General features: G+C 61.6%; 22 protein-coding genes and 1 pseudogene. 10 read left to right on the forward strand and 13 right to left on the reverse strand.

From position 1 onward, the window contains the following. Positions 1–624: glucoamylase family protein (locus MAXJ12_RS31835; protein ID WP_008840329.1), on the reverse strand; the 624-nt coding region annotated here is incomplete at its 3' end. Between the two features lie 60 nt (positions 625–684). Next, positions 685–963 (reverse strand): BON domain-containing protein, encoded by a 279-nt coding sequence (locus MAXJ12_RS39415; RefSeq protein WP_244421678.1) that lies wholly within the window; start codon positions 961–963, stop codon positions 685–687. Between MAXJ12_RS39415 and MAXJ12_RS31840 the strand changes: the two genes are divergently transcribed. Beyond that, complete coding sequence (locus MAXJ12_RS31840; RefSeq protein WP_008840331.1) at positions 946–1,431, forward strand: phospholipase D-like domain-containing protein; 486 nt, start codon at positions 946–948, stop codon at positions 1,429–1,431. The two genes, MAXJ12_RS39415 and MAXJ12_RS31840, sit on opposite strands and share 18 nt — an antisense overlap. Before the next feature lie 26 nt (positions 1,432–1,457). Here the strand turns inward: MAXJ12_RS31840 and MAXJ12_RS31845 are convergent, their stop codons facing one another. Then, positions 1,458–1,775, reverse strand: a complete 318-nt coding sequence (locus tag MAXJ12_RS31845; RefSeq protein ID WP_008840332.1) for a hypothetical protein — start codon at positions 1,773–1,775, stop codon at positions 1,458–1,460. A 67-nt stretch (positions 1,776–1,842) separates the two neighbouring features. Here MAXJ12_RS31845 and MAXJ12_RS31850 point away from each other — a divergent pair, with 67 nt between their 5' ends. Both MAXJ12_RS31850 and MAXJ12_RS39775 read left to right on the forward strand, forming a co-directional pair. After that, on the forward strand, positions 1,843–4,458 hold the full coding sequence (locus MAXJ12_RS31850) for an HAD-IC family P-type ATPase (protein ID WP_008840333.1): 2,616 nt from the start codon (positions 1,843–1,845) through the stop codon (positions 4,456–4,458). Between the two features lie 187 nt (positions 4,459–4,645). Further along, entirely contained in the window at positions 4,646–4,891 is a 246-nt protein-coding gene (locus MAXJ12_RS39775; RefSeq protein ID WP_280113354.1) for an SDR family oxidoreductase, read from the forward strand. On the opposite strand, the gene MAXJ12_RS31860 is transcribed toward MAXJ12_RS39775, so the two are convergent. Next, positions 4,892–5,281: a Crp/Fnr family transcriptional regulator gene (locus tag MAXJ12_RS31860; RefSeq protein WP_202946716.1), complete on the reverse strand. Its 390-nt coding sequence runs from the start codon at positions 5,279–5,281 to the stop codon at positions 4,892–4,894. 118 nt (positions 5,282–5,399) lie between these two features. Between MAXJ12_RS31860 and MAXJ12_RS31865 the strand changes: the two are divergent. After that, positions 5,400–5,585, forward strand: a pseudogene (locus MAXJ12_RS31865) (helix-turn-helix domain-containing protein); the annotation flags it as partial. Between the two features lie 258 nt (positions 5,586–5,843). Here MAXJ12_RS31865 and MAXJ12_RS34800 read toward each other — a convergent pair. Next, complete coding sequence (locus tag MAXJ12_RS34800) at positions 5,844–6,704, reverse strand: universal stress protein (RefSeq protein ID WP_008840338.1); 861 nt, start codon at positions 6,702–6,704, stop codon at positions 5,844–5,846. Positions 6,705–7,113: 409 nt separating this feature from the next. Here MAXJ12_RS34800 and MAXJ12_RS31885 point away from each other — a divergent pair, with 409 nt between their 5' ends. After that, complete coding sequence (locus MAXJ12_RS31885; RefSeq protein ID WP_008840339.1) at positions 7,114–7,950, forward strand: universal stress protein; 837 nt, start codon at positions 7,114–7,116, stop codon at positions 7,948–7,950. A gap of 435 nt (positions 7,951–8,385) precedes the next feature. Here MAXJ12_RS31885 and MAXJ12_RS31890 read toward each other — a convergent pair whose 3' ends face one another. From MAXJ12_RS31890 to MAXJ12_RS39780, 7 genes are all read right to left on the reverse strand, one after another. Beyond that, positions 8,386–8,748 carry a Na+/H+ antiporter subunit G gene (locus MAXJ12_RS31890; protein ID WP_008840340.1) on the reverse strand — a complete coding sequence of 121 codons (363 nt, stop codon included), beginning with the start codon at positions 8,746–8,748 and terminating at the stop codon, positions 8,386–8,388. A gap of 10 nt (positions 8,749–8,758) precedes the next feature. Beyond that, entirely contained in the window at positions 8,759–9,028 is a 270-nt protein-coding gene (locus MAXJ12_RS31895) for a K+/H+ antiporter subunit F (RefSeq protein WP_008840341.1), read from the reverse strand. Beyond that, positions 9,025–9,516, reverse strand: coding sequence for a Na+/H+ antiporter subunit E (locus tag MAXJ12_RS31900; protein ID WP_008840342.1), 492 nt, complete (start codon positions 9,514–9,516; stop codon positions 9,025–9,027). Before MAXJ12_RS31900 ends, MAXJ12_RS31895 begins: the two co-directional genes overlap by 4 nt. Positions 9,517–9,518: 2 nt before the next feature. After that, positions 9,519–11,051 carry a monovalent cation/H+ antiporter subunit D gene (locus MAXJ12_RS31905; protein ID WP_008840343.1) on the reverse strand — a complete coding sequence of 511 codons (1,533 nt, stop codon included), beginning with the start codon at positions 11,049–11,051 and terminating at the stop codon, positions 9,519–9,521. Beyond that, positions 11,048–11,431, reverse strand: a complete 384-nt coding sequence (locus MAXJ12_RS31910; RefSeq protein ID WP_008840344.1) for a Na+/H+ antiporter subunit C — start codon at positions 11,429–11,431, stop codon at positions 11,048–11,050. Before MAXJ12_RS31910 ends, MAXJ12_RS31905 begins: the two co-directional genes overlap by 4 nt. Position 11,432: 1 nt before the next feature. Then, on the reverse strand, positions 11,433–14,306 hold the full coding sequence (locus MAXJ12_RS31915) for a monovalent cation/H+ antiporter subunit A (RefSeq protein ID WP_008840345.1): 2,874 nt from the start codon (positions 14,304–14,306) through the stop codon (positions 11,433–11,435). A 702-nt stretch (positions 14,307–15,008) separates the two neighbouring features. Then, the gene (locus MAXJ12_RS39780; protein WP_008840346.1) at positions 15,009–15,098 is read right to left on the reverse strand and encodes a CBS domain-containing protein; all 90 of its coding nucleotides are present in this window, start codon (positions 15,096–15,098) and stop codon (positions 15,009–15,011) included. 827 nt (positions 15,099–15,925) lie between these two features. On the opposite strand from MAXJ12_RS39780, the gene MAXJ12_RS31920 reads away from it, so the two are divergent. The 5 genes from MAXJ12_RS31920 to MAXJ12_RS31940 all read left to right on the forward strand — a co-directional run bounded on the left by MAXJ12_RS31920 (position 15,926) and on the right by MAXJ12_RS31940 (position 19,146). Continuing rightward, a complete protein-coding gene (locus MAXJ12_RS31920) occupies positions 15,926–16,162 on the forward strand; it encodes a hypothetical protein (RefSeq protein ID WP_008840349.1) in 237 nt (78 codons plus the stop codon). 134 nt (positions 16,163–16,296) lie between these two features. After that, complete coding sequence (locus MAXJ12_RS38380; protein ID WP_193364390.1) at positions 16,297–16,473, forward strand: hypothetical protein; 177 nt, start codon at positions 16,297–16,299, stop codon at positions 16,471–16,473. Positions 16,474–17,264: 791 nt separating this feature from the next. Continuing rightward, a complete protein-coding gene (locus MAXJ12_RS31930) occupies positions 17,265–18,311 on the forward strand; it encodes a universal stress protein (protein WP_008840352.1) in 1,047 nt (348 codons plus the stop codon). Between the two features lie 218 nt (positions 18,312–18,529). Continuing rightward, positions 18,530–18,877, forward strand: coding sequence for a hypothetical protein (locus MAXJ12_RS38110; RefSeq protein ID WP_162097517.1), 348 nt, complete (start codon positions 18,530–18,532; stop codon positions 18,875–18,877). Positions 18,878–18,897: 20 nt separating this feature from the next. After that, complete coding sequence (locus MAXJ12_RS31940; RefSeq protein WP_244421680.1) at positions 18,898–19,146, forward strand: DUF502 domain-containing protein; 249 nt, start codon at positions 18,898–18,900, stop codon at positions 19,144–19,146. 145 nt (positions 19,147–19,291) lie between these two features. Here the strand turns inward: MAXJ12_RS31940 and MAXJ12_RS31945 are convergent, their stop codons facing one another. After that, positions 19,292–19,636, reverse strand: a complete 345-nt coding sequence (locus tag MAXJ12_RS31945) for a hypothetical protein (protein ID WP_193364391.1) — start codon at positions 19,634–19,636, stop codon at positions 19,292–19,294. Positions 19,637–20,194 lie beyond the last annotated feature (558 nt).

Raw genomic sequence — 20,194 nt, forward strand, 5'->3', positions numbered from 1 at the left:
GGCGTAGCTGGTCGGGGGTAGAGGATGCGTCGGCGAGCCGAGCCCCAGGACATAGAGCAAGAGCGCCTCGTCATATCCTTCCCAGCGGTAAGTCAGGAATCCGCGCTCGGGTGTCCAACCGTGGCTGACGGTCTCTCCCCCATCCTGCGCCCAGCGCCAATCGGCTCGGCGATAGAGCGCATCGGCCAAAGTACGGATCTCGACCTCGTCCTGCGTGTTCGCACTGAAAAACGCCGCCGCGGCCAGCGCGCCGGCCAACAAAAAGGTGCTGTCGATGGTCGACAGCTCGCACTGCCAGGCTCGCCGGCCGGTCTGCATATCCAGGAAGTGATAGTAAAAACCGCGATATCCCGTGGCGTCCGGTTCCGGCCCATGCGGGCTGTTCCAGAAGAAGCGCAGCGTTGCCAAAGTGCGTTCCGTGGCGGCGCTCCGGCTCATGAATCCGCGTTCGACGCCCACCGGATAGCAGGCCAGCGCAAGGCCGGTGGCGGCGATGCTTGCGGGCCAGTTTGCTTCCGTCTTGTCGAGGATCAGGCCGTTGGCAGGGTTCGCTTCATGGATGAAGTAGTCGAATGTCTCCCGCTGCAACGTCTCGAGGTCGTCTTGTATCTCGGAGTTGCTCACGATGTCACCTGACAGGATTTCATGGGATGCTTTCGCCTAGCATCGGCCGCCTGTGTGGAGCTAGGCAAGGGACAGTTGGTCGAAGACACCCTTGACGCCCCTTACGCCCTCGACAACCACGCGGACGGCATCTCGCTCACTCTGCGAGGAGACCGCTCCCGATACATGCACCAGGCCGTCGGCGACAATGAGAGTTAGCTCATCTCCGACGAGGAACTGGCCATGCCCGCCTTGTTTCCGCACCATCATCCCGACGCCGGGGTCGTCGCGCAGGTCCTGCCAAGCGGCCCCGATTACCCCGATGCCGGCGTTGGACACCTCATGGCCGCGCTGGTTCACGGCGCGCGCGAACGTGTCGTCATCACTACCCCCTATTTCGTCCCAGACGAGGCCTTCCTGCAGGCGCTCAAGACCGCGGTGTTGCGCGGAGTCGAAGTCCACCTGGTAGTTTCGTATCTCACGGATCACATTCTGGTGAAGTTCGCGCAGCGATCCTATTATTCCGAACTTCTCCTGGCCGGTATCCAAGTGCACCTCTACAAGGGACGCTTCCTGCATGCCAAGCATGTCACATTTGATGACGAGATCGCACTGCTGGGCTCCAGCAATGTCGACATCCGCTCCTTTGTCCTGAACGCTGAAATAAGCTTTGTCGCTTTTGACCGTGGCGTCACGGCGCAACTGCGACGTGAGCAAATCCGCTGCTTCGGCGCCGGCGAGACGCTCACCCTCGACGGTTGGAAAAAGCGCACGATCGCCCAAAAGATCTCCGAGAACCTGGCGCGGCTGGCAGGTCCTCTTCTGTAAAACAGAGTTGGGCAGCCTAGGTTGTTCTATCCGTGCCACAGCAGGCGGTCGGACTCAGCCACGAAGACGCGCGTAGCACCCTGCTTCAGCTGGTTCGGGCGGCCGGGGTAGACGGGCGTATCGCCGTGACCTCCCAGAACTCGCAAGAGACGGCCGCGCTGCTGGCTTCCGGCGTCGATATCTTGCTCGAACCCTTCCAGGACGCGGCTGACCGAGCCGTCAAACTTTTGTGTGGCAGTCGAGCAGAGGACCGCGCCGCCATCCCGGAGATAGACGCGGAAGGGCGCGAAGTCGTATGACTGCCGTTCGATCCGCTTCGGCCTGTCACCCGGGCGGCCGCTCATCTGCACAGGATCTCAGTCGCCCCCGGCTCCTTCCATTTTCTCAGCCTCAACGCATAACGGGAATGTGATGCTTTTGACCCCAACCGATCCGCACAGCCAGCCTACCGAGAGGTGCCTCGTCGCCGTCGAATCCGTGCTCGGCGGATTGACCAGCACCGAAGCGGAGCGGCGGCTGGCGCAGCATGGCCCCAATCGATTGCCCAAGGCTCATTCACGCGGTCCGGTCCGCCGTTTCGTCGCCCAGTTTCACAACGTCCTGATCTACGTGCTGATCGCGGCGGCTGTGGTCACCGGTGCGCTCCAACACTGGGTGGACACGGGCGTCATCCTGGCGGTCGTGCTGGCCAATGCCGTGATCGGCTTCATCCAGGAAGGCAAGGCCGAAGCTGCGATGGCGGCGATCCGGGGGATGCTGGCGCCGCGCGCGGCGGTGCTGCGCGATGGTGCCCGGCTGTCTGTCGACGGCGCAGACCTGGTGCCGGGGGATATCGTGCTGCTGGAGGCCGGCGACAAGGTTCCCGCCGACCTGCGCGTCCTTGAAGCGCGTGGCCTTGCGGCGCAGGAAGCAATCCTGACGGGCGAATCCGTCCCCGTCGAGAAGACAGTGGATCCCGTCGCGCCCGACGCAGCCCTCGGAGACCGCCGGTCGATGCTATGGTCAGGTACCCTGATCACGCAGGGAACCGCGCGCGGGCTGGTGGTTGCGACCGGCGCTGCCACGGAGATCGGCCGCATCGGCGGGCTGCTCGCTGGCGTCGAGCAGCTGAAGACGCCTCTGGTCGCGCAGATGGACCATTTTGCGCGCTGGCTGTCGCTCCTGATCCTGCTCTTCGCAGGGCTGCTGCTCGCCTACGGCTACTATGTCCGCCATTACGAGTTTTCCGAGTTGTTCATAGCCGTGGTGGGCGTCGCTGTTGCGGCGATCCCCGAGGGCCTGCCCGCGGTGATGACCATTGCGCTGGCCATCGGTGTGCAGGCCATGGCGCGTCGCAATGCCATCATTCGCCGCCTGCCCGCCATCGAGGCGATCGGCTCGGTCTCCGTGATCTGCACCGACAAGACCGGGACGCTGACCCGTAACGAGATGGTCGTGGCGGCCGCGGAAACTCCGGAAGGCGTGTTCGAAATCTCCGGTGAAGGATATGCGCCTGAGGGTGAGATCACGCCTGCCGGAAGCCTCGAAGACCTCGCGCGCGCGGCCGCGCTTTGCAACGACGCGGAACTGCGGCTGCGCGACGGCCACTGGACTGTCGAAGGCGATCCGATGGAAGGAGCGCTGCTCGCCTTCGCGGGCAAGGTGATGAAGGATCCGAGGACCGGAGCGCGACGGCTCGATGCTATCCCCTTCGATGCCCGCCACCGCTACATGGCCGTCCTCACCGAAGGACCGGAGGGCCGCGTGACTTCCGTCAAGGGCGCGCCCGAGCGGGTGCTGCGCATGTGTCGCGACATCGACCTCAAGCATTGGCATGATCGGGCGGAAGCCCTTGCTCGCCGCGGACTGCGCGTGCTCGCGCTCGCCGAAACAACCGAGGCCAGCGGGAAGATTGACGCAAACTCGCTAGAAGGACAACTCGTCTTTCTCGGTCTCGTCGGGCTGATCGACCCGCCCCGACCGGAGGCGATCGCGGCCGTGGCCGAATGCCGGGCGGCAGGAATCCGTGTCAAGATGATCACAGGCGACCATGCCGGAACCGCTGCCGCCATCGCGGCGCAGGTGGGTCTCGCCAACCCCGGGCGGGTGCTGACCGGCGCAGAACTCGACAAGCTCGATGACGCCCAGCTCGCGCTGGAGGTTGCAAGCGTCGACGTGTTTGCCCGCACGAGCCCCGAACACAAATTGCGGCTCGTGACCGCCCTTCAAGCGAATGGACTGTCCGTCGCCATGACGGGCGACGGGGTCAACGACGCGCCCGCGCTGAAGCGCGCCGACGCGGGCATCGCCATGGGGCTGAAGGGCTCTGAAGCCGCCAAGGAGGCTGCCGATCTGGTGCTGGCTGACGACAATTTCGCATCCATCGCCGCGGCGGTGCGGGAGGGGCGGACTGTCTACGACAATCTCAAGAAGGTGATCAGCTGGACGCTGCCGACCAATGCGGGCGAGTCGATGGTGGTGATCCTGGCCCTGCTGGCGGGTTTCGCGCTTCCGATCACCGCGATCCAGATCCTCTGGATCAACCTCATCACCGGGATCACCCTGGGGATCGCGCTTGCCTTCGAGCCGACAGAAACGGGGACCATGGCTCGCCCCCCGCGGCGGCGCGACGCTTCGATCCTTTCCGGCGAACTCGTCTGGCATGTGGCGCTGGTGGCGCTGCTGTTCCTGGCGGCGGTATTCGGCATCTTCACCTACGCGATCGACAGGGGCTATCCGCTGGAACTGGCGCAGACCATGGCGATGAACACTCTCGTCGTCCTCGAGATCTTCCACCTCTTCTTCATCCGCAACATCCACGGGACCTCGCTGACCTGGGCAGCCGCGCGCGGAACGAAAATTGTCTGGGCCGTGGTTGTCGCCATCACCGCCGCGCAGTTCGCCGTGACCTATTTCATACCCGCGCAGGCAATCCTCGGCACACGGGCCGTGCCCCTGTGGGATGGCATTCTCATCGTGGGTGTCGGAGTCGCATTCTTCGCGGTGATCGAGATCGAGAAGCAGATCAGGCTGGGACTCTCACAGTAGACGAGTACCGTGAGTTACGGCATCAATAGAAAAGGCCTCGCCAACTGAAGAGCAGCCACATCGGCTTCGATCTGAAAAACGGCCGATTGCCAGTTTCTGGATGTCCGCCTCGCGCCAAGTCTTCGCTCGCGCAGGACGCAGACACGTGGGTGGATAATAGTGTCGGTATGCTGGTCGCCGACCAACCGTGGTTCATTCGGGTGAACTGCATCAATCCTGGCCCGATAGAGAGCCGTATGATGGCCTCGATCGAGGAAGGCGCCAGCGCCGGTGCATCCGCGACGGTGCGGGAAGGTTCGCCGCCTCGATCCCGATGAAACGTTATGGTGCGCCCGAAGAAGTAGCGGGACTTGTCGCCTTCCTCGGCTCGGATGATGCAGGCTACGTCAATGGCGGAGCTTATGCAGTCGATGGCGGGATGACCGCCGCCTGATCATTTCAACAAAGGGCCGTCGTGATCGAGATAGGTCCTGTAGAAATCCGCGAGGCGCACCAGCCCCTCGAAATCGTCGAAGGTGACCTGACCCGCCTCGCGCAGTTCGCGTAGCACACGGTTGACGTGGACGGCGCTCAGGCCAATCGCATCGGCGAGCATGGATTGCGATAAAGGGCAGGCATATCCGGCGGCGGAACCGAGACCAACAAGCTTCAGTCTCGCGCCGAGTTCCAACAGAAAATGCGCCGTGCGCTCCCTGGCATCGCGCCGCCCGATACCCACCAGGTGCTCGACGACCGTTGCCTCATCCCGCGAGGCAACCCATAGCACGGCGGTGGCGAGCCGCGGCATGCGGCTGAAGGTGTCCAGCAGATCGCCTGCGCGCACTTCGGACGCCTCGACCTTGGTTATGGGCTCAATATTGTGATCCGCCGTGTGTTTCGGCATGGCCTTTTGCGCGCCGATCCAGGGTCCCCATTCCGTGCTGATTGACAGTCGAACACGCCCTGATCCTGCCGTTGATGGCGTCGTGCGGTGGCGCGTCGATCTCAAGCTGGTCATCAAGGAGCGCTTCGGCGTCGATTATCATGAGCGGGAGGTGTCGACACTGCTGAAGAAGCTGGGCTTCTCGCACATGAGCGCCCGACCGCGTGACCCCGCGCAGGATGGCGAGATCGTCGAGGCATTTAAAACAATTTCCGTGCACTCTTGCTGACCTCCATCGAGGCGACCTGCAAACTGGGCGATGTCAATCCGGTCGCCTACATCGCCGAAACCCTGCAGGCGATTGTCGGTGGCCATCATTAAAGCCGAATCGAGGAGTTCGTGCCCTGAAACTTCCGAAAGCGTCAGGCCAAGACGCATAGGCGATCGGCAAGGCGCTTACGAAAGTCGTCGCCTCGACGCCTGACAAGAACCGCCGGATCTATGGTACCGGAGCCAAGCTGTCCTAATGGTACAGAAACAGGGGCTTTGAGGAATTTGCCAGGACGTCTCGGGTACAGGAGCCAAAGATCTCGCGGATTCCTCTGTGCCCGTACGCACCCATCGCGATCATGCCCGCGCCCAAAGCTTTTGCTGTCCCAAGAATCGCTTCTGCCGGTGTGCCGGCTTGAAGATCTCCCAATCCAATTCCATGAACCTGTTTGGCGCCGTGCCGTCGCAGGAGAGCACAGGCGCGGCCCGCGGCTGCGGCTGCGGCATCCTCTGAACTGTTGTCGACGGTGAGCACATGAACCTCCCGTTCTACAGGGAGCCCGAGCAACGCGAACATATGTAGCGTCCGTGATGCCGCGGGACTCCCATCGAAGGCAATCAGCACTGGCGCGGCCAGATCGTCATCTGGCTTGCCGCCGGGGGGTACGAGGAGCACCGGCCGAGGTTCGCCTCGAATGACCTTATCAATGTGCAGCGGCATTTCATAAAGCTCTCCGTCCACGTCGAACAGGCTGTTGCGACCGAGCACCACCAAATCGTGAGCGGTTGCTTGAAACTCGATCTGGATCCGTGGATCGCCATCCACTCTCTTCGTTTCAAAGGCGGCGAAGTCTGCATCCTTTGCACGCTCACCGAAGGTCCTGAGAACGGCGTTGACGCGATCGGACGCAGTCTTGAGCAATGTCAGGTCGAGCGCCTTTTTGTATGCCATGCCGCCGATCGGAACCGGCTCAGGACGCTGGATCCATGCGGAATTGACGATGCCAAGGCCCTCAACATGAGCGCGGTGGCGTTTGCCAAGTTCAAGCGCCAACAGCCCAGCTTCGACACTGGAGGGCGATCCGTCTAGGGCTACCAGGATACTGCGTAGCATTGGTGATCTCCATGGTAGTTAACGAGCACTTCCGTACCATCGAGCCCGCCTGAACGATTTGATCAACGTCAATCGCCTAGACGTAGAACCTGTTAAATCAGGCAGGCGAAATTTAGGCTCGAATTTGGAGTGAGCGACGAGGTTTTCCAACAGGGGTGTAGCCCGGCGGATTTGAAGCCGTTCACGAACGCGCAGGTGATAGTGTTGTGGCACGACCGGCAATCAGGTGGTCATGTGAACGGCGAAACCAGCCACCTCCAGCAGGAACGCAAGCGACCCGCCGGAGCAGAAACCGTGATCGCAGTTGAGGGAGATCAAAGAGCAGGAATGCGTTTCGCGGCATTGGGGATGAGACTATCGGCGGTGTCCGTTCTATCATCCGCTAACGCCCTTAGAGGAGAACTTTGCCATGCAGCTTCAGGTCTTCGTCCCTTTCGTAACCTATCCCGTTGCAAACTCTGATGGGACCGCCACGCAGGTCGTTTCGCTTGCATCGGAGCTCGGCGCTGCAATCCATGCTCTCGCCATCAATGTCAATATTCCCAACCTTTCCAACGCGTTGTCCAGAGTCATGCTCGATACGGCCACATTGATCCGGCAGGCGGAGGGAGGGAGCCGTGATCGCGGCGAGCATCTGCTTGCCACTGTCAATACAAAGGCCTCAGCTGCCGGCGTCAACGCCACGGCGGACCGCCTTGCCGCGCCGCTTGCGCTGCTCGGTGATGCTGCGGCTATGCATGCCCGATACTTTGATCTGAGTTTGGTTGGCTTGGAAGCTGGCAATCCCACCTCACGGATGACGGCGGAGGCCGTTGTCTTTGGTTCCGGCCGGCCGACGATCCTGCTGCCCGAACGATCTACCGTTGAGACAATCAACCACATCGCAATCGCCTGGGATGGTAGCCGAGTCGCCGCGCGCGCAGTCGCGGACGCGCGGTTTGTTCTGGAGAGAGCTGAGCGCGTTTCGATCTTGACGGTGCTGGACGAGAAGCCACTGAGAGATAAAGATGCGGGCGACCGGCTTGTGGAAGCGCTTGGCCGACACGGTCTCAAGGCCGAAGCTGCTCGAGTCAATGCAGAGGACTGCCCAATCGCGGAGACGCTGCAGCGAAGCGCCATAGAAAGAGGCTGCAAACTGCTGGTCATGGGCGGCTATGGACATTCGCGGGTGCGCGACTTCGTTCTTGGTGGCGCCACGCAAGGCGTCCTCAACGATCCATTGCTCCCTGTTCTACTTTCTCACTGACATTTGGCTGCGGGTCCACAACAACCACGATAAAGCTGAGCGGGCCACCAATGGATGCGAAGGACTGCAACACTGCGCTCGCCAACAAGCTAACCGCATCCCCTTGAGCGCTCTATGCGGCAAGCATCGACATCCATTGCCACGAGATCACGGCCAACTGAGCCGGTCACTTCATCCAAGTTCGCGACTGAGGAAAGCATGAACGGGTCGATGAACGCACCCAGAGTGTGACGACTCTTCGATTGCTGGCCAAGCCGTCGGCTAATGAGACCAAGGTGCGTGCCTTCCGATCAAGGCCACGGCCCGCGAGCCGATCGACAGGGTCGGACATGTAGGAGCGACCTCCGCTATTCCTGCACGCCTCACTTGCGAAAGCAGCCACATAAAGGGCCTCGTTCCCTACCTAGCCTCATGGCGGGTCGAGAGAGGTGGACGCTAGGAGCCATTCTCGTCGAGGGTAGCCCACCCGACCTTGCCACCCGTTACAGGCAGCGCGCTGCGCTCGCGCCGGGAACGGAGGATATGCGCCTTCGCGATCATGTGGGCGCTCACCGGTGCGGTTAGGAAAAGAAAGATCGTGATCAGCAGCTCATGTACCGAAAAGTGGCCGCCGACGAGGAGGAAATACAGCATCGATGCAACCAGCATCGATCCGATGCCGAGCGTGGTCGCCTTGGTCGGCCCATGCAGCCGGCGCATCAAGTCGGGCAGCTTGGCCAGCCCGAGCGATCCGACAAACAGGAAGAACGCACCGATCAGGATGAGGCTGGCGATGAGCACTTCTGACAGGAATGGCATCACAGCGTCCTTATTCAATCACGTTGCCGCGTAGGAGATACTTGCAGAAGGCCACGGTCGTCACAAAACCCACCATGGCAAAGAGCAAGGCGGCCTCAAAATACATGGTGGTGCCGTAAAGGATTCCCACCAGAACGATCAGCGCGATCGCATTGATCACCATCGTGTCGAGAGCCAGCACGCGATCCGTCACGTCCGGGCCGACGGCCAGGCGGTAAAGGTTCATCAGCTGGGCGACGCCGATCACCCCAAGGGCGATGGTGCAGGCGGTGGCGATCATTCGAAAATCCTCTTGAGCCGTTGTTCGTAGCGCGTCTTGATCCGGGCGATTGTCGCTTCGGGATCATCCGTTTCGAGGCAATGTACCAGCAGCGCGCAGCCATCGGCGCTGACGTCGGCGGTAACCGTGCCGGGCGTCATGGTTATCGTTCCGGCCAGTACGGTGATCGCCTCAGGCGTCGTCAGGACCAGCGGCACGGAAATGTAGCGTGTTCGCAACCGGTCGCCGCGGCGGAAGAGTATCAGATAAGCGACCTGCACGTTCGACACGACGATGTCCCAGAGCACGATCAGCAGGTACTCGATGACGACAAGTGGAGCACGCATCCGCGGGCGCCCGGGCCAGTATGCGCTCGTGGCTTTCGGAATGAGAAGCCCAAGCACGAGGCCGATCACTGCCTGCGCAATGGACACATCGTTGTTCAGCAGCACCCAGACCACGGCGATCAGCAGTGTCAGCAAAGGGTGCGGCACAAGACGTGTCAGCATGACTACCTCCCCGCCGCACGGACGCGTGCATCCGTACCGAGTACGGCCCGGACATAGGGATTGGGATCGAGCGCCTGCCGGGCGATCCCTTCGAGCGACCGCGTAGCAGGGCCAGCCGCCACCGACAGTCCAGCGGTTCCCGCCAGCAACAGCGCAACCACCACGATCGGCAGGAAAGAACGGCGATCCGATTCCTCGACGATCTTGTTCGCGTCACGGCTTTTCCAGAACAGGGTCGAGCCGGCGTGCGCAAAGCCGACGATCATCAACAGGCTGGTGCCGAGAATGGCAAACCAGATCAGCGGCCAGCCTGGCGCGCCGCGCAGCGCTTCCAGGACCATCAGCTTGCCGATGAATCCGGATAGCGGAGGCATGCCGACCGCCGCAATGGCGGCCAGAAAGAACAACCCGCCGATCAGCGTCGCACGCTGGATCTCGGGCGCCGGGATCAGGCGATCGAGCCATTGCGCGCGCCGCTCGGCCACCAAATCGGCGAGCAGGAACAGCGCCGCGCCGGTCAACGTGCTGTGGATGAGGTAATAGAGCGCGGCCGTCACCCCAGGGAGATCGAAGGTCCCGAGCGCAATCAGCAGCGTGCCCATCGAGGCGACGACCCAGAAGCAGACGAGATCGCGCAACGTCCGGCTCGCCAGCATGCCGACCGAGCCGAAGACGAGGGTGACGATCGCCGCCGGCGGAATCCAGGGATTGGCCAGTTGCGCCAGCGCGCCGGCCTCGGCGCCGAAGATCAGTGCATAGACGCGCAGAATCGAATAGGCGCCGACCTTGGTCATGATCATGAACAACGCTGCCGACGGCGCCGATGTCGCGGCATAGGTGGCCGGCAGCCACCAGTGCAGCGGCACCAGCGCGGCCTTGATGGCAAATACGATCAGCAGCATCAATGCGCCGCTTTTCAACAGCGCCTGATCGCCAGCGGCAATTTGCGCCACCTTCCCGGCGAGATCCGCCATGTTGAGTGTTCCTGTCACCGCGTAGATCAGGCCGACCGCAAACAGGAACAGCGTCGAAGCGACCAGGTTGATCGCCACGTACTGAAAGCCCGCCTTCAGCCGAGGCGCGCCGCCGCCGTGCAGCATCAATCCATATGAGGCGATCAGCATGACCTCGAAGAACACGAACAGATTGAACAGGTCTCCGGTCAGAAAGGCGCCGTTTATGCCCAGCAGCTGAAACTGGAACAGTGCGTGAAAATGCCGTCCCTGGGCATCCCAGCCCTTGATGGCATAGGGAAGGATCAAAAACGCGAGCGCCGACGTCAGCACCAGCATAGTGGCTGAAAGTCCGTCGAGCACCAGCACGATTCCGAACGGCGCGGGCCAGTTTCCGAGCAGGTATGCGCGAGGCTGCCCGTCACTCGCCAGCATGAACAGTCCAATGGTGATTGCGAGCAGCGCCGCGGTCGCCGCAACGGATGCGATGCGTTGACGCGCTAGGTCGTGGCGCAGTGCCAGTATCAGAAGCGCTGCGGTCATCGCAGGCAGGACAGTGGGAACGACGATCAAGTTGCTCATGCCGGCCAGTCCCCGCGTCCCGGGTCCGGCTTTTTGCGCGGAGCCCGCGCGTCGTCCAGCGTGTCGAGATCGACCCGGTCCGAACCGGTTTCCAGAAAGCCGCGCAGGGCGAGGACCACAATAAGCGCCGTCATGCCAAACGAGATCACGATCGCCGTCAGCACCAGGGCCTGCGGCAGTGGATCAGTATAGCCGGAAGCATTCGGACTGATGATCGGCGGGCGGTTGATCGCGAGGCGCCCGATCGCGAACAGGAAGACGTTCGCCGCATATGACAGGAACGTCAGGCCCACTATCACCGGGAACGTCCGGCCGCGCAGCAACAGGTACACGCCGACCGCGACAAGGACGCCTGTAGCACTGGCAACAAGCAGCTCCAAGTCACTTCTCCTGCCGGACTGGGTCTGCGATGGCAACCGGGCCGTCTGACTCGGTCGCGAACCGGATGTCCATTGGACTGTCGGTGTCGGGGGAACGTTCCGCGCGCTGCGCGATCCGCGAAATCTGGGCGAGCGAGAGGATTGTCACGCCGACAACGGTCAGGAATACGCCGAGGTCGAAGGCCACGGCCGATGCGATCTCGAATTCACCCAGCACCGGCAAATGCACGTAGTCGTAGGCGCTGGTCAGGAACGGGCGCCCGAACACCCAGGAGACAATGCCGGTCAGGCCGGCGATCGCGATGCCGCCGCCGATCAGCGCGTGCGCATCGAACCGCCTGCGTTCGGCCGCCCAGACGTAGCCGCTGGCCATGTATTGGGTGATCAGCGCGATGGCGACGATCAGGCCGGCAACGAAGCCGCCGCCGGGCTGGTTGTGGCCGCGCATGAATATGTAGGCGCCGACGGTGAGCGCAAGCGGCAGGAGCACGCGGGTCACAACCACCAGGACCATCGGATGCGCGTCCTTGGCCTCCTCGACCCGCCGCGTGGCTGCGAGCCGGCGCGCTGCGGCGCCCTTCAGCGACTTGTCGAGCAGCGCAAAGATCGTGATGGCCGCGATTCCCAGCACGATAATTTCGCCGAATGTGTCGAAGCCGCGGAAATCCACCAAAATGACATTGACGACATTGGTGCCGCCTCCGCCTGGTTTCGCCTCGGCCAGATGATAGGCCGAGATCGAATCAAAGCCGCGGGTCATCGCCGCATATGCCAGACCCGCGATTCCGATGCCCGCGACCGACGCTATGCCGGCGTCGCGCCAGCGGGCCAGCGGCCGCGTCTCGCGCGCACTCGTCCTCGGCAGGAGATTGAGCGCGAGCAGCAAAAGGATGGTTGTCACCACCTCCACGGAAATCTGCGTGAGCGCCAGATCCGGTGCCGAGAACTGCGTGAAGCCGAGAGAAACCACCAGGCCGACGATGCTGGTCAGGATCAGGGCCAGAACGCGATCGTAGTGCCGCAGCGCGACCGCGATGCTGGCGCCGATCAGCGCGATCCAGGCGATGACGGCGGGCACGGTCATCGGCAGCGTCGAACGCGTGCCCGCGCCATGGTTGACGCTCCAGAACCCAACCGCGCCGAGAACCACAATGACACCGACAATGATGCCGACATAGCGCTGCAGCGACCCGTTATGCGTGGCATCAATCCAGCGCCGGGCCGTCAGCGTGACGGCGCCGATTGTTACCTCGAACATGGTCTTCGCATCCGGACGCAGCAGAGCGAGCCGGATGCCGTCGAACCGGTTGTAGGCGGAGAAAACGGCAGCGCCTCCGGCGAGCGCTACGAGACTCATGAGCAGTGCCGGCGTGATGCCGTGCCACAAGGCGAGGTGGTATTCGGGCAACGGCCCGCCCACTACCGCGAGCGCGGTGCGTTCGACGACCGCCCCGGCGAATGTCGCCGGCATGAGCCCGATCGCAAGCACCGGAAAGACCAATACGGCGATCGGCAGCCACATGCCCGCGGGCGGATCGTGCGGACGGGCCGGGTAATCGTGTCGCTTGGGCCCGAGAAACGTACGGATGCCGAATCGCGCCGAATAAGCGACCGAGAGCAAGGTCGCCAGCCCGGCCAGCGCCGGGAACAGCCAGGGTGTCCCCAGATAGGACGTCAGCGCGACTTGTTCGAGCATCATTTCCTTCGAGAGAAATCCGTTGAGCAGCGGAATCCCTGCCATCGAGGCCGTCGCGATCAGCGACAGCGTCGCCGTGATCGGCATCAGCGTGAGCAGCCCCCCGAGTCGGCGAATGTCGCGCGTGCCGGCCTCGTGATCGACGACGCCGGCGCTCATGAACAGGGCCGCCTTGAAGGTTGCGTGATTGAGAATGTGGAAGACTGCCGCGACAGCCGCCATCGGCGTGCCAAGCCCCAACAGCATGGTCATCATGCCGAGATGGCTCACGGTCGAGAACGCAAGCACCTGTTTCAGATCGTTCTTGAAAATTGCGATCCACGCCGCAATCAGCATCGTTGCCATCCCGACCGGCGCCACGATCATGAACCACGCATCGGTGCCCGCCAGGGCAGGCCACAGACGCGCGAGCAGAAACACACCGGCCTTCACCATGGTGGCCGAGTGCAGGTAGGCTGAAACCGGCGTCGGAGCCGCCATGGCGTGCGGAAGCCAGAAGTGGAACGGGAACTGCGCCGACTTGGTGAAGGCGCCACCCAATATCAGCAGAAGCGCCGGCACATATAGGGGTGAAGCCTTGATTTGCGCTCCGCGCGCCAGGATTTCGGTGAGCTGGTAGGAGCCTGCAATGTGACCGAGCAGCAGCATGCCGGCGATCAGCGACAGTCCGCCTCCGCCCGTGATGATCAGAGCCATTCGGGCTCCTTGGCGGGCCTCGGGCAGATGCCGCCAGTACCCGATCAGCAGAAACGACGTGAGGCTAGTCAGTTCCCAGAAGACGAGCAGGACAAGGACGTTATCGCTTAGCACGATCCCGACCATCGCGCCTTGGAACAGCAGCAGATAGGCGTAAAAGCGCCCGATCGGGTCGTTCCGGCCGAGGTAGAAGCGCGCATAGATGATGATCAAGAGCCCGATGCCGAGGATAAGCGCGGCGAAGAAGAATCCAAGTCCATCCAGAAAGAACGAAAACGACAGGCCGATCTGCGGCAGCCATTCAATGTGCGTCTGCAGGACCTCGCCACGGTAAACCGCGGGCGCCCGCGAGAGCAGAAGCACCAGCGCCGCAAGGGTGACCACGCCGGTCGCAGCCGCGCAGGCGTTTCGTCCCGAGCGCTCTAGCAGCGACGGAAACACTGCACCGAAGACGGGAATAAGGGCAATGAGCCACAACGTCATTCGGGGGACTCGCTGATTGCAGCGCCGCTCGGACCCAGCTTTACGGCCGCACGTCGCAGAGATTCGTCAGGACATCCCGGAAACACTGAAGCAAATGAAACACATTCGGCAACCCGCTGCAATTGTCGCATCCCCGAACGTCTCGTGTCTTGGAGCCGGTGCGACCTCCAGCCGCGGGTGGAGATGGTAGGATCGTCCCCGACCAAAATGCGCTAGATGACCGCACGGCGCTGGGTGATCGCTTCGAGCACTCAGCCAGCTGCTCGCTCGTGACGAGTCGACCAATCATGCGCTCGCCGTCAGGCCTGCAGCCGGTAGACACGATGTTCTCTCTCGGCAGCCGGTCACAGATAGGCAACTGCAGGCCGGAGACAAGGGTGATGCGCCTCGTGGTTGAAATCCGGTTATCTGCTCGACTTCTTCCGTCCAGGCCCGCTCGATCGGCGTCGCTCGCCGGCTTACAATGCGAGGGCTCGAACTCCAGCTGCAGCATCTTTTCGCTCGGCAATAGGCGGATCAACTCGTAGCGGCGGGTCCTCTCTCAATAGGCTGATGTCCAACTGAAGCCTGCCCATTGCTTTCATAGGCGTCGCCGATAAAAGCCGTCGCCGCGCCGCTCCCCATGCTCGCCGACACGAGTTGCTTGATAGATATACGCGCCAGTTCTGTAGGCGAGGATCTGCCGTCTGAAGTTCGATCCTTCTAACTGAGGAGATCACCGTCGCTAACGATCCCGACAAGTTCGCGCTCGTCACCGAGGACCAGCAAGCTGCTGACGCGATTCTCCAACATCACTTGCGCGGTCAGTCTGGTGGAGCGGGAGCTTATTTATAGCCGAGTTGGAGGGCCCGGCGGGGCGCGACCGAAGATTTCGGCAACGACGACGAGAGCGAAGTCGATGCCGGCGGTGACGCTGCCGCCAGTGATGACGTAGCCGTCACGGACGACACGGCATTCATCGGTGCCCACCGGGTCAGGAGTTCGCACCTAGAACAGTCGGCGAAGGCCAGTTGATCTGTATCAATGACGAAATGGACCAGGTCGCGTTATCTGCAGATAGGACCGATGCTGGGATAGAGCAATGAGCGAGAATGTCTCCGCGCCGCATAGCGGCGTCTTTTCGGCTTGTCAGGTAGCCTTTCTGAGGCGGGTGGCGCACGAAAGCCTCAGGGCTTGCGCCTTTGCCTTGAACCAGAGACAAGCAGAGGCGATAGCGCGTGCGATATTGGATGCATACAGACGCGGGGTCTCCGATCGCACAGTTTTGATCGAAGTGGGTCGGCCCGATCGTTACAATTCGACTATCCGGGCAATCCCCCGGCCAAGAGGACGAAGGCGCTTGCGCTGCGACGGACCGCCTCACTGCTTCCTCCCAGGACTTTGAGATGGCACACCCGTTAGAGGCATGAATACGGACAAGGGCAAGCTATTCCGCGACCGGGCAGGCGAGCGCGGCGATCTCGTCTTCTCACCACCATTGCCAAGCTTCACAGCCGCCAGTTTCTTAGTGAACTGAGGGAAGCGGTCGCCCGACGCGGTGCTCGTAGGAGAATAGCGCGGCGATGACGCTCACCAGACTCCAGTCGACGAAAACACTCTGATCGGAGATCGGAGCTTTTATGAGCGACCCCGCCATTTCCAATTTCTCGCATACCGCACAGCAGACCCAGCAATGCGTCAACGAACTGGCCGACGACCTCAATTCCAGGAATGGCGCGCCTGCCGGCTTCCAAGATCAGTCCGTCATACCCTTCGGGATTGGCTCTCGATCGAAGAAATGGCAGATCTGTCGGGGCAATTGCGTTCTCATCCGTGGCATCTACTTCGAAGACAGGGCGCCGCCGGAGACCCCCTGAATGGGCGTTTGGCAGCATGACCCGGTCCCTGCTGAAGCAAGGGGCGATTACTGATTGCTTTCGAACTGGCCACTGACGCTGCAGCGCAAGAATCGATATGCAGCGCCGGGACGAAGCTTAAAGGGGAGTTCATGATGGCGAAGAGAACGGAAAAAATCGAGATTGGCATGGATCTGGCCGTGAGGTGCCGCGTCACCAACACCTGGCAGGATGATGTAGGGGACCAGTGGGCCACGGTGCTGATCGAGGGCTATGACATTCCAATAACGCTGAAGGCGATCCATTTCTTCCCCTTCAACGACAACGACTAGCCGACCAGCTTCACGTTCTGCTCGTAGTCATGCTAGAGAAAGGACAGCGCCTCGATCTGATGGCGCATCAACGCATTGAACGCGCCACCCTGCAGGCGAGCCATAGCAAACAGGAATTTGCCATTCGCCATCGTAGGCGCCGCCGGGGCGATTCCCAGACCAGCCGTTCAAGCGCATATTTGTCCTTCTGCTGTTGTGCAACCAGTTGGACCTGATCTCGAGATTGCAGGAAAGCTGCTCGACGAACCGATGTTGCATCCAAGCCGAGATGAATAGCAAAGTGCTTGCCGCGGATAACGCGGATAACACTTTACCCGCTCCAGATTCGCAACATGTAATCTGAGGCCGAACACCGCGCACCCGCTCCGACGGTGATCGTTTGGTGGCCTTAACGAGCGGGCGTCGCTTACGTCTTGATGAAAATCAATGTCGGTATGCGCGAGAAGGGAAATGCTCGTGCGCATTTGTCGATTCGGAGTGCCTGATGTCCTGCGCGACCCAACGCCGACCGGCCGCCATCGGCAAGACCCTTCTTACTCAATTGGCCCGCAGTTTATCTTGCAGGAAGCATTCAAGCTCGCCTTTCTCGCCCACGCTGACAAGCCGAGCCAGCCAAGGGTTCATGCACATTGCCGGCAGTTCGGTAAAGTATCTCTGCGCTGGATCCGGAACACACAATTCACTCGTGCTTCCACCGAAAGAACCGCAACCAGGAGAGACGTTGCCCTTGCAAGCGACAGGCCCGCATCTGCTTTGACGACCTCGGGAGATGAGGTCGCAGGGTCTAGTAAATGAAGGAGGTGAACATGCCCGTATCCATCGTCGCGGCCGGCGGCAGCTCCAGCGGTGAGGCCGATACCGATTTTCAGGACGCCCAGGCCAACGGTCGAGTCGTCGCCTGCCTGGATGCATCGGCGATTTCACACAAAGTCATTCCCTACGCAGCCGCCATTGCACGGGCCTTTCGTGCTTCGCTCACTCTGCTTCAGGTTCTCGAAGTGGCGTCCAAGACCGACGCTCCTCCCGATCCCGTTGAATGGGACATTCGGCGCCGCGAGGTGCATGAACACTTAAAGCGGCTGGCGAGCGAGAGGGGCGACGAGAGCTTCCGCATCGACACGGTCGTCATCGAAGGACGTCCGGCCGAACAAATCTGGCTTTGGGCTCGCAACCAAGGGATCAACCTCATAGCGGTGGGCACCCATGGCGATAGCGGAGCAGCCGACTGGGCGCTGGGCGACACCGCGCGCAAGCTGGTCGAGAAAATGTCGGGTGCACTTCTGCTGGTCCCGTCCTCCGTTCCAGATGTGCCCATCGTGCATTACCGACGTATCCTGGTGCCGCTTGACGGTTCGTGCCGTGCCGAAAGCGTCCTTCCGCTTGCGACGCTTCTTGCCAAGGCGGGAGACGCGGAGCTGTTACTGGCCCATGTTATTCCCGCCCCGGAGTTGACCGAGGTCGGGCCCCTTGAGGCCGAGGACCTCACACTGAAAGAACAGGTGCGCAGCCGCAATGAACGAGTCGCGCGTCAATATCTCGAGCTAATCCGCGTCCGCATCGCGCAACAGGGCATTTCTGTCAACGTGACCCTGCGCGACGGAGACGTTTGTGGTGGCCTTGCCCGCATTGCCATCGATGAAGCTGTGGATCTGGTCGTTCTATCCGCGCACGGTCGTGGCGCTCACGCAGACGTGTCATGCGGAAGCGTGGCGTCCTATCTGCTGACGCACGCCACGACGCCGTTGCTGATTGTTCTGTACCGTTCGCAGAAGCAGGTTCGCAATCAGGTCGCGCAGGATGACACGAAGGGACGACCTCCGGGCCGCGCCCTGCTATGATAGCACAGGTCAAGGACCTTCAACCCGATCCGCTGGCGGTCGCGGCGCGGGATTTGCAGGGACGCCACGCAGTTTCCACGCACAGGCCTCGGCCGGGTGCGCCTTGGTCGCGACTGCGCCGAATATCGAGCTGGCTCCATCGGGCGAGAGCCGCCGCCGCGAATCCTTCGCCGGAGGCCACCAAGGCGGCCGAGTGGCTGCTCGACAACGACTACCAAGTGCAGCGCGCCGTGGTGCAGATCGAGCAGGACCTGCCGACAGGATTCTATAAGCGCCTGCCTATCCTGAAGGGTCCCGGCGATGAAGGCGTGCCGCGTATTTTGGCGATCGCATACGGTCTGCTCCATACATCGCATCTCCAGCTTTCGCTGATGACGGCGGTTCGGTTCGTACAGGCTTATCAGCAGGGCGCACCCCTCACCATTGCCGAACTGTGGGCGTTGCCGACGATGCTGCGGCTGGCATGCCTGGAAGTTCTGACCTGCGGGTGGACGCGACTCTTTCCAAACGTGGAGCCTCCCTTTGCACCAACGCGGCAACGCCCGGCGGGCAGCGAGTGGTGCTAATCGAGTTTCCAACGCCCGAGATGCGTGCCGTCGGCATCGTGACGCGTATCTTTCCCGCGACGGAGGATCGGGAAGAGCTTGCGGCGGTGTATGTCGCGACCACACCAAACCCGACGTCCGGCTTCGTTGAGATCGTCCCCACATCGCGCCTCGTATGGCTTGACTGGACCAAGAACGACGCCATTGCGTTCATCGTCTCCGGCGGCGCGATGGCTCCCGATAACATTCGCCTCAAGAACACACGGAATTCGTTTGACCCATTTAAGTGACAACATGCGAGTCCTGCAACCGAACCGCGCTCGTCATCCTGCATGTCGGCGTCGTTTCTTGATCGCCGTAGCGGACTGTCAACACCGAATTCAAGTAGAATGAGCGGGGCGCAACCGGTTGAGTGCAGGTAGCAAAGCGACGGCGTCACTCGTCCACGTAGAGAACCACGTCTGATTCGGTCATTTCAGCTGCGATTACTTTTGAGACATCAACAAGCTGCTCGCTAGCGCGTCTAAAAACAGGGGAATTTGACTGCACAGCGTTGCGCAATTCATCGACCTCTTCCTGGTTGAGCGTCACCGCCTCGCGAATGACCTCTCGTTCACGCTTCGGGAACTCCTTCCTGATGTTCTTCACGCGAACCTCGTTGACGACAAACATCTTGCGCAACGAGCTTGCATTATTCGCATTCTCGGCAACAAGGTGCGCGAGGCGATCAGCCTCGGAGACTTCGGCCGCGGCCTGCCGAGCCGATTCTCCTTCGGTCATGTTGCCAACCGAATCCTGTGCGAAGACCACGTTAGACAAGGCCAGGAACACACACAGTGACAAGCGGGGGCTGAAATTCAACCCTCTTGCGCATTTTCACTGGGCCGTCCAAGCGAAACAAGAACAACAGTTCCCCCACGGTTACAAGGCAAATGCGTCGTGACGAGGACGCATTGCCCTACTGCGCCAGCTTCACTGCTTGAGGGTTTCTTGCCGTCCTGGATCACACCGGCCTGGCCGGGATCGACAATTTGCTCGTCTTACGACGCGTGGTGCCTGTTCCACAACCGCCTCGCCAGCTCCTGTCACAGGCGGCGCTTTGTAGCGTGTATTTTGCCGGCTAATAATCTAGCCTCGTGGTTACCGGCCGCGCGGCGATTTGCAAGACTTTCGGCTCCGATCAATCGGCGTGAGATGCCGTGCCCGTCGAGTAATGCGTCTTTAGCACTGGAGCAGGGCGTTCCAGGCGCGGCCGATCCGTTCCCGCACCCAGGCGAAGTAGACGAGTTTGGTCAGGGGCTCTGTCATTCTTCCATGATATGCTTGGCGCCGGCGCGA

This window comes from Mesorhizobium alhagi CCNWXJ12-2 (genome assembly GCF_000236565.1).
GTDB classification, from domain to species: domain Bacteria; phylum Pseudomonadota; class Alphaproteobacteria; order Rhizobiales; family Rhizobiaceae; genus Allomesorhizobium; species Allomesorhizobium alhagi.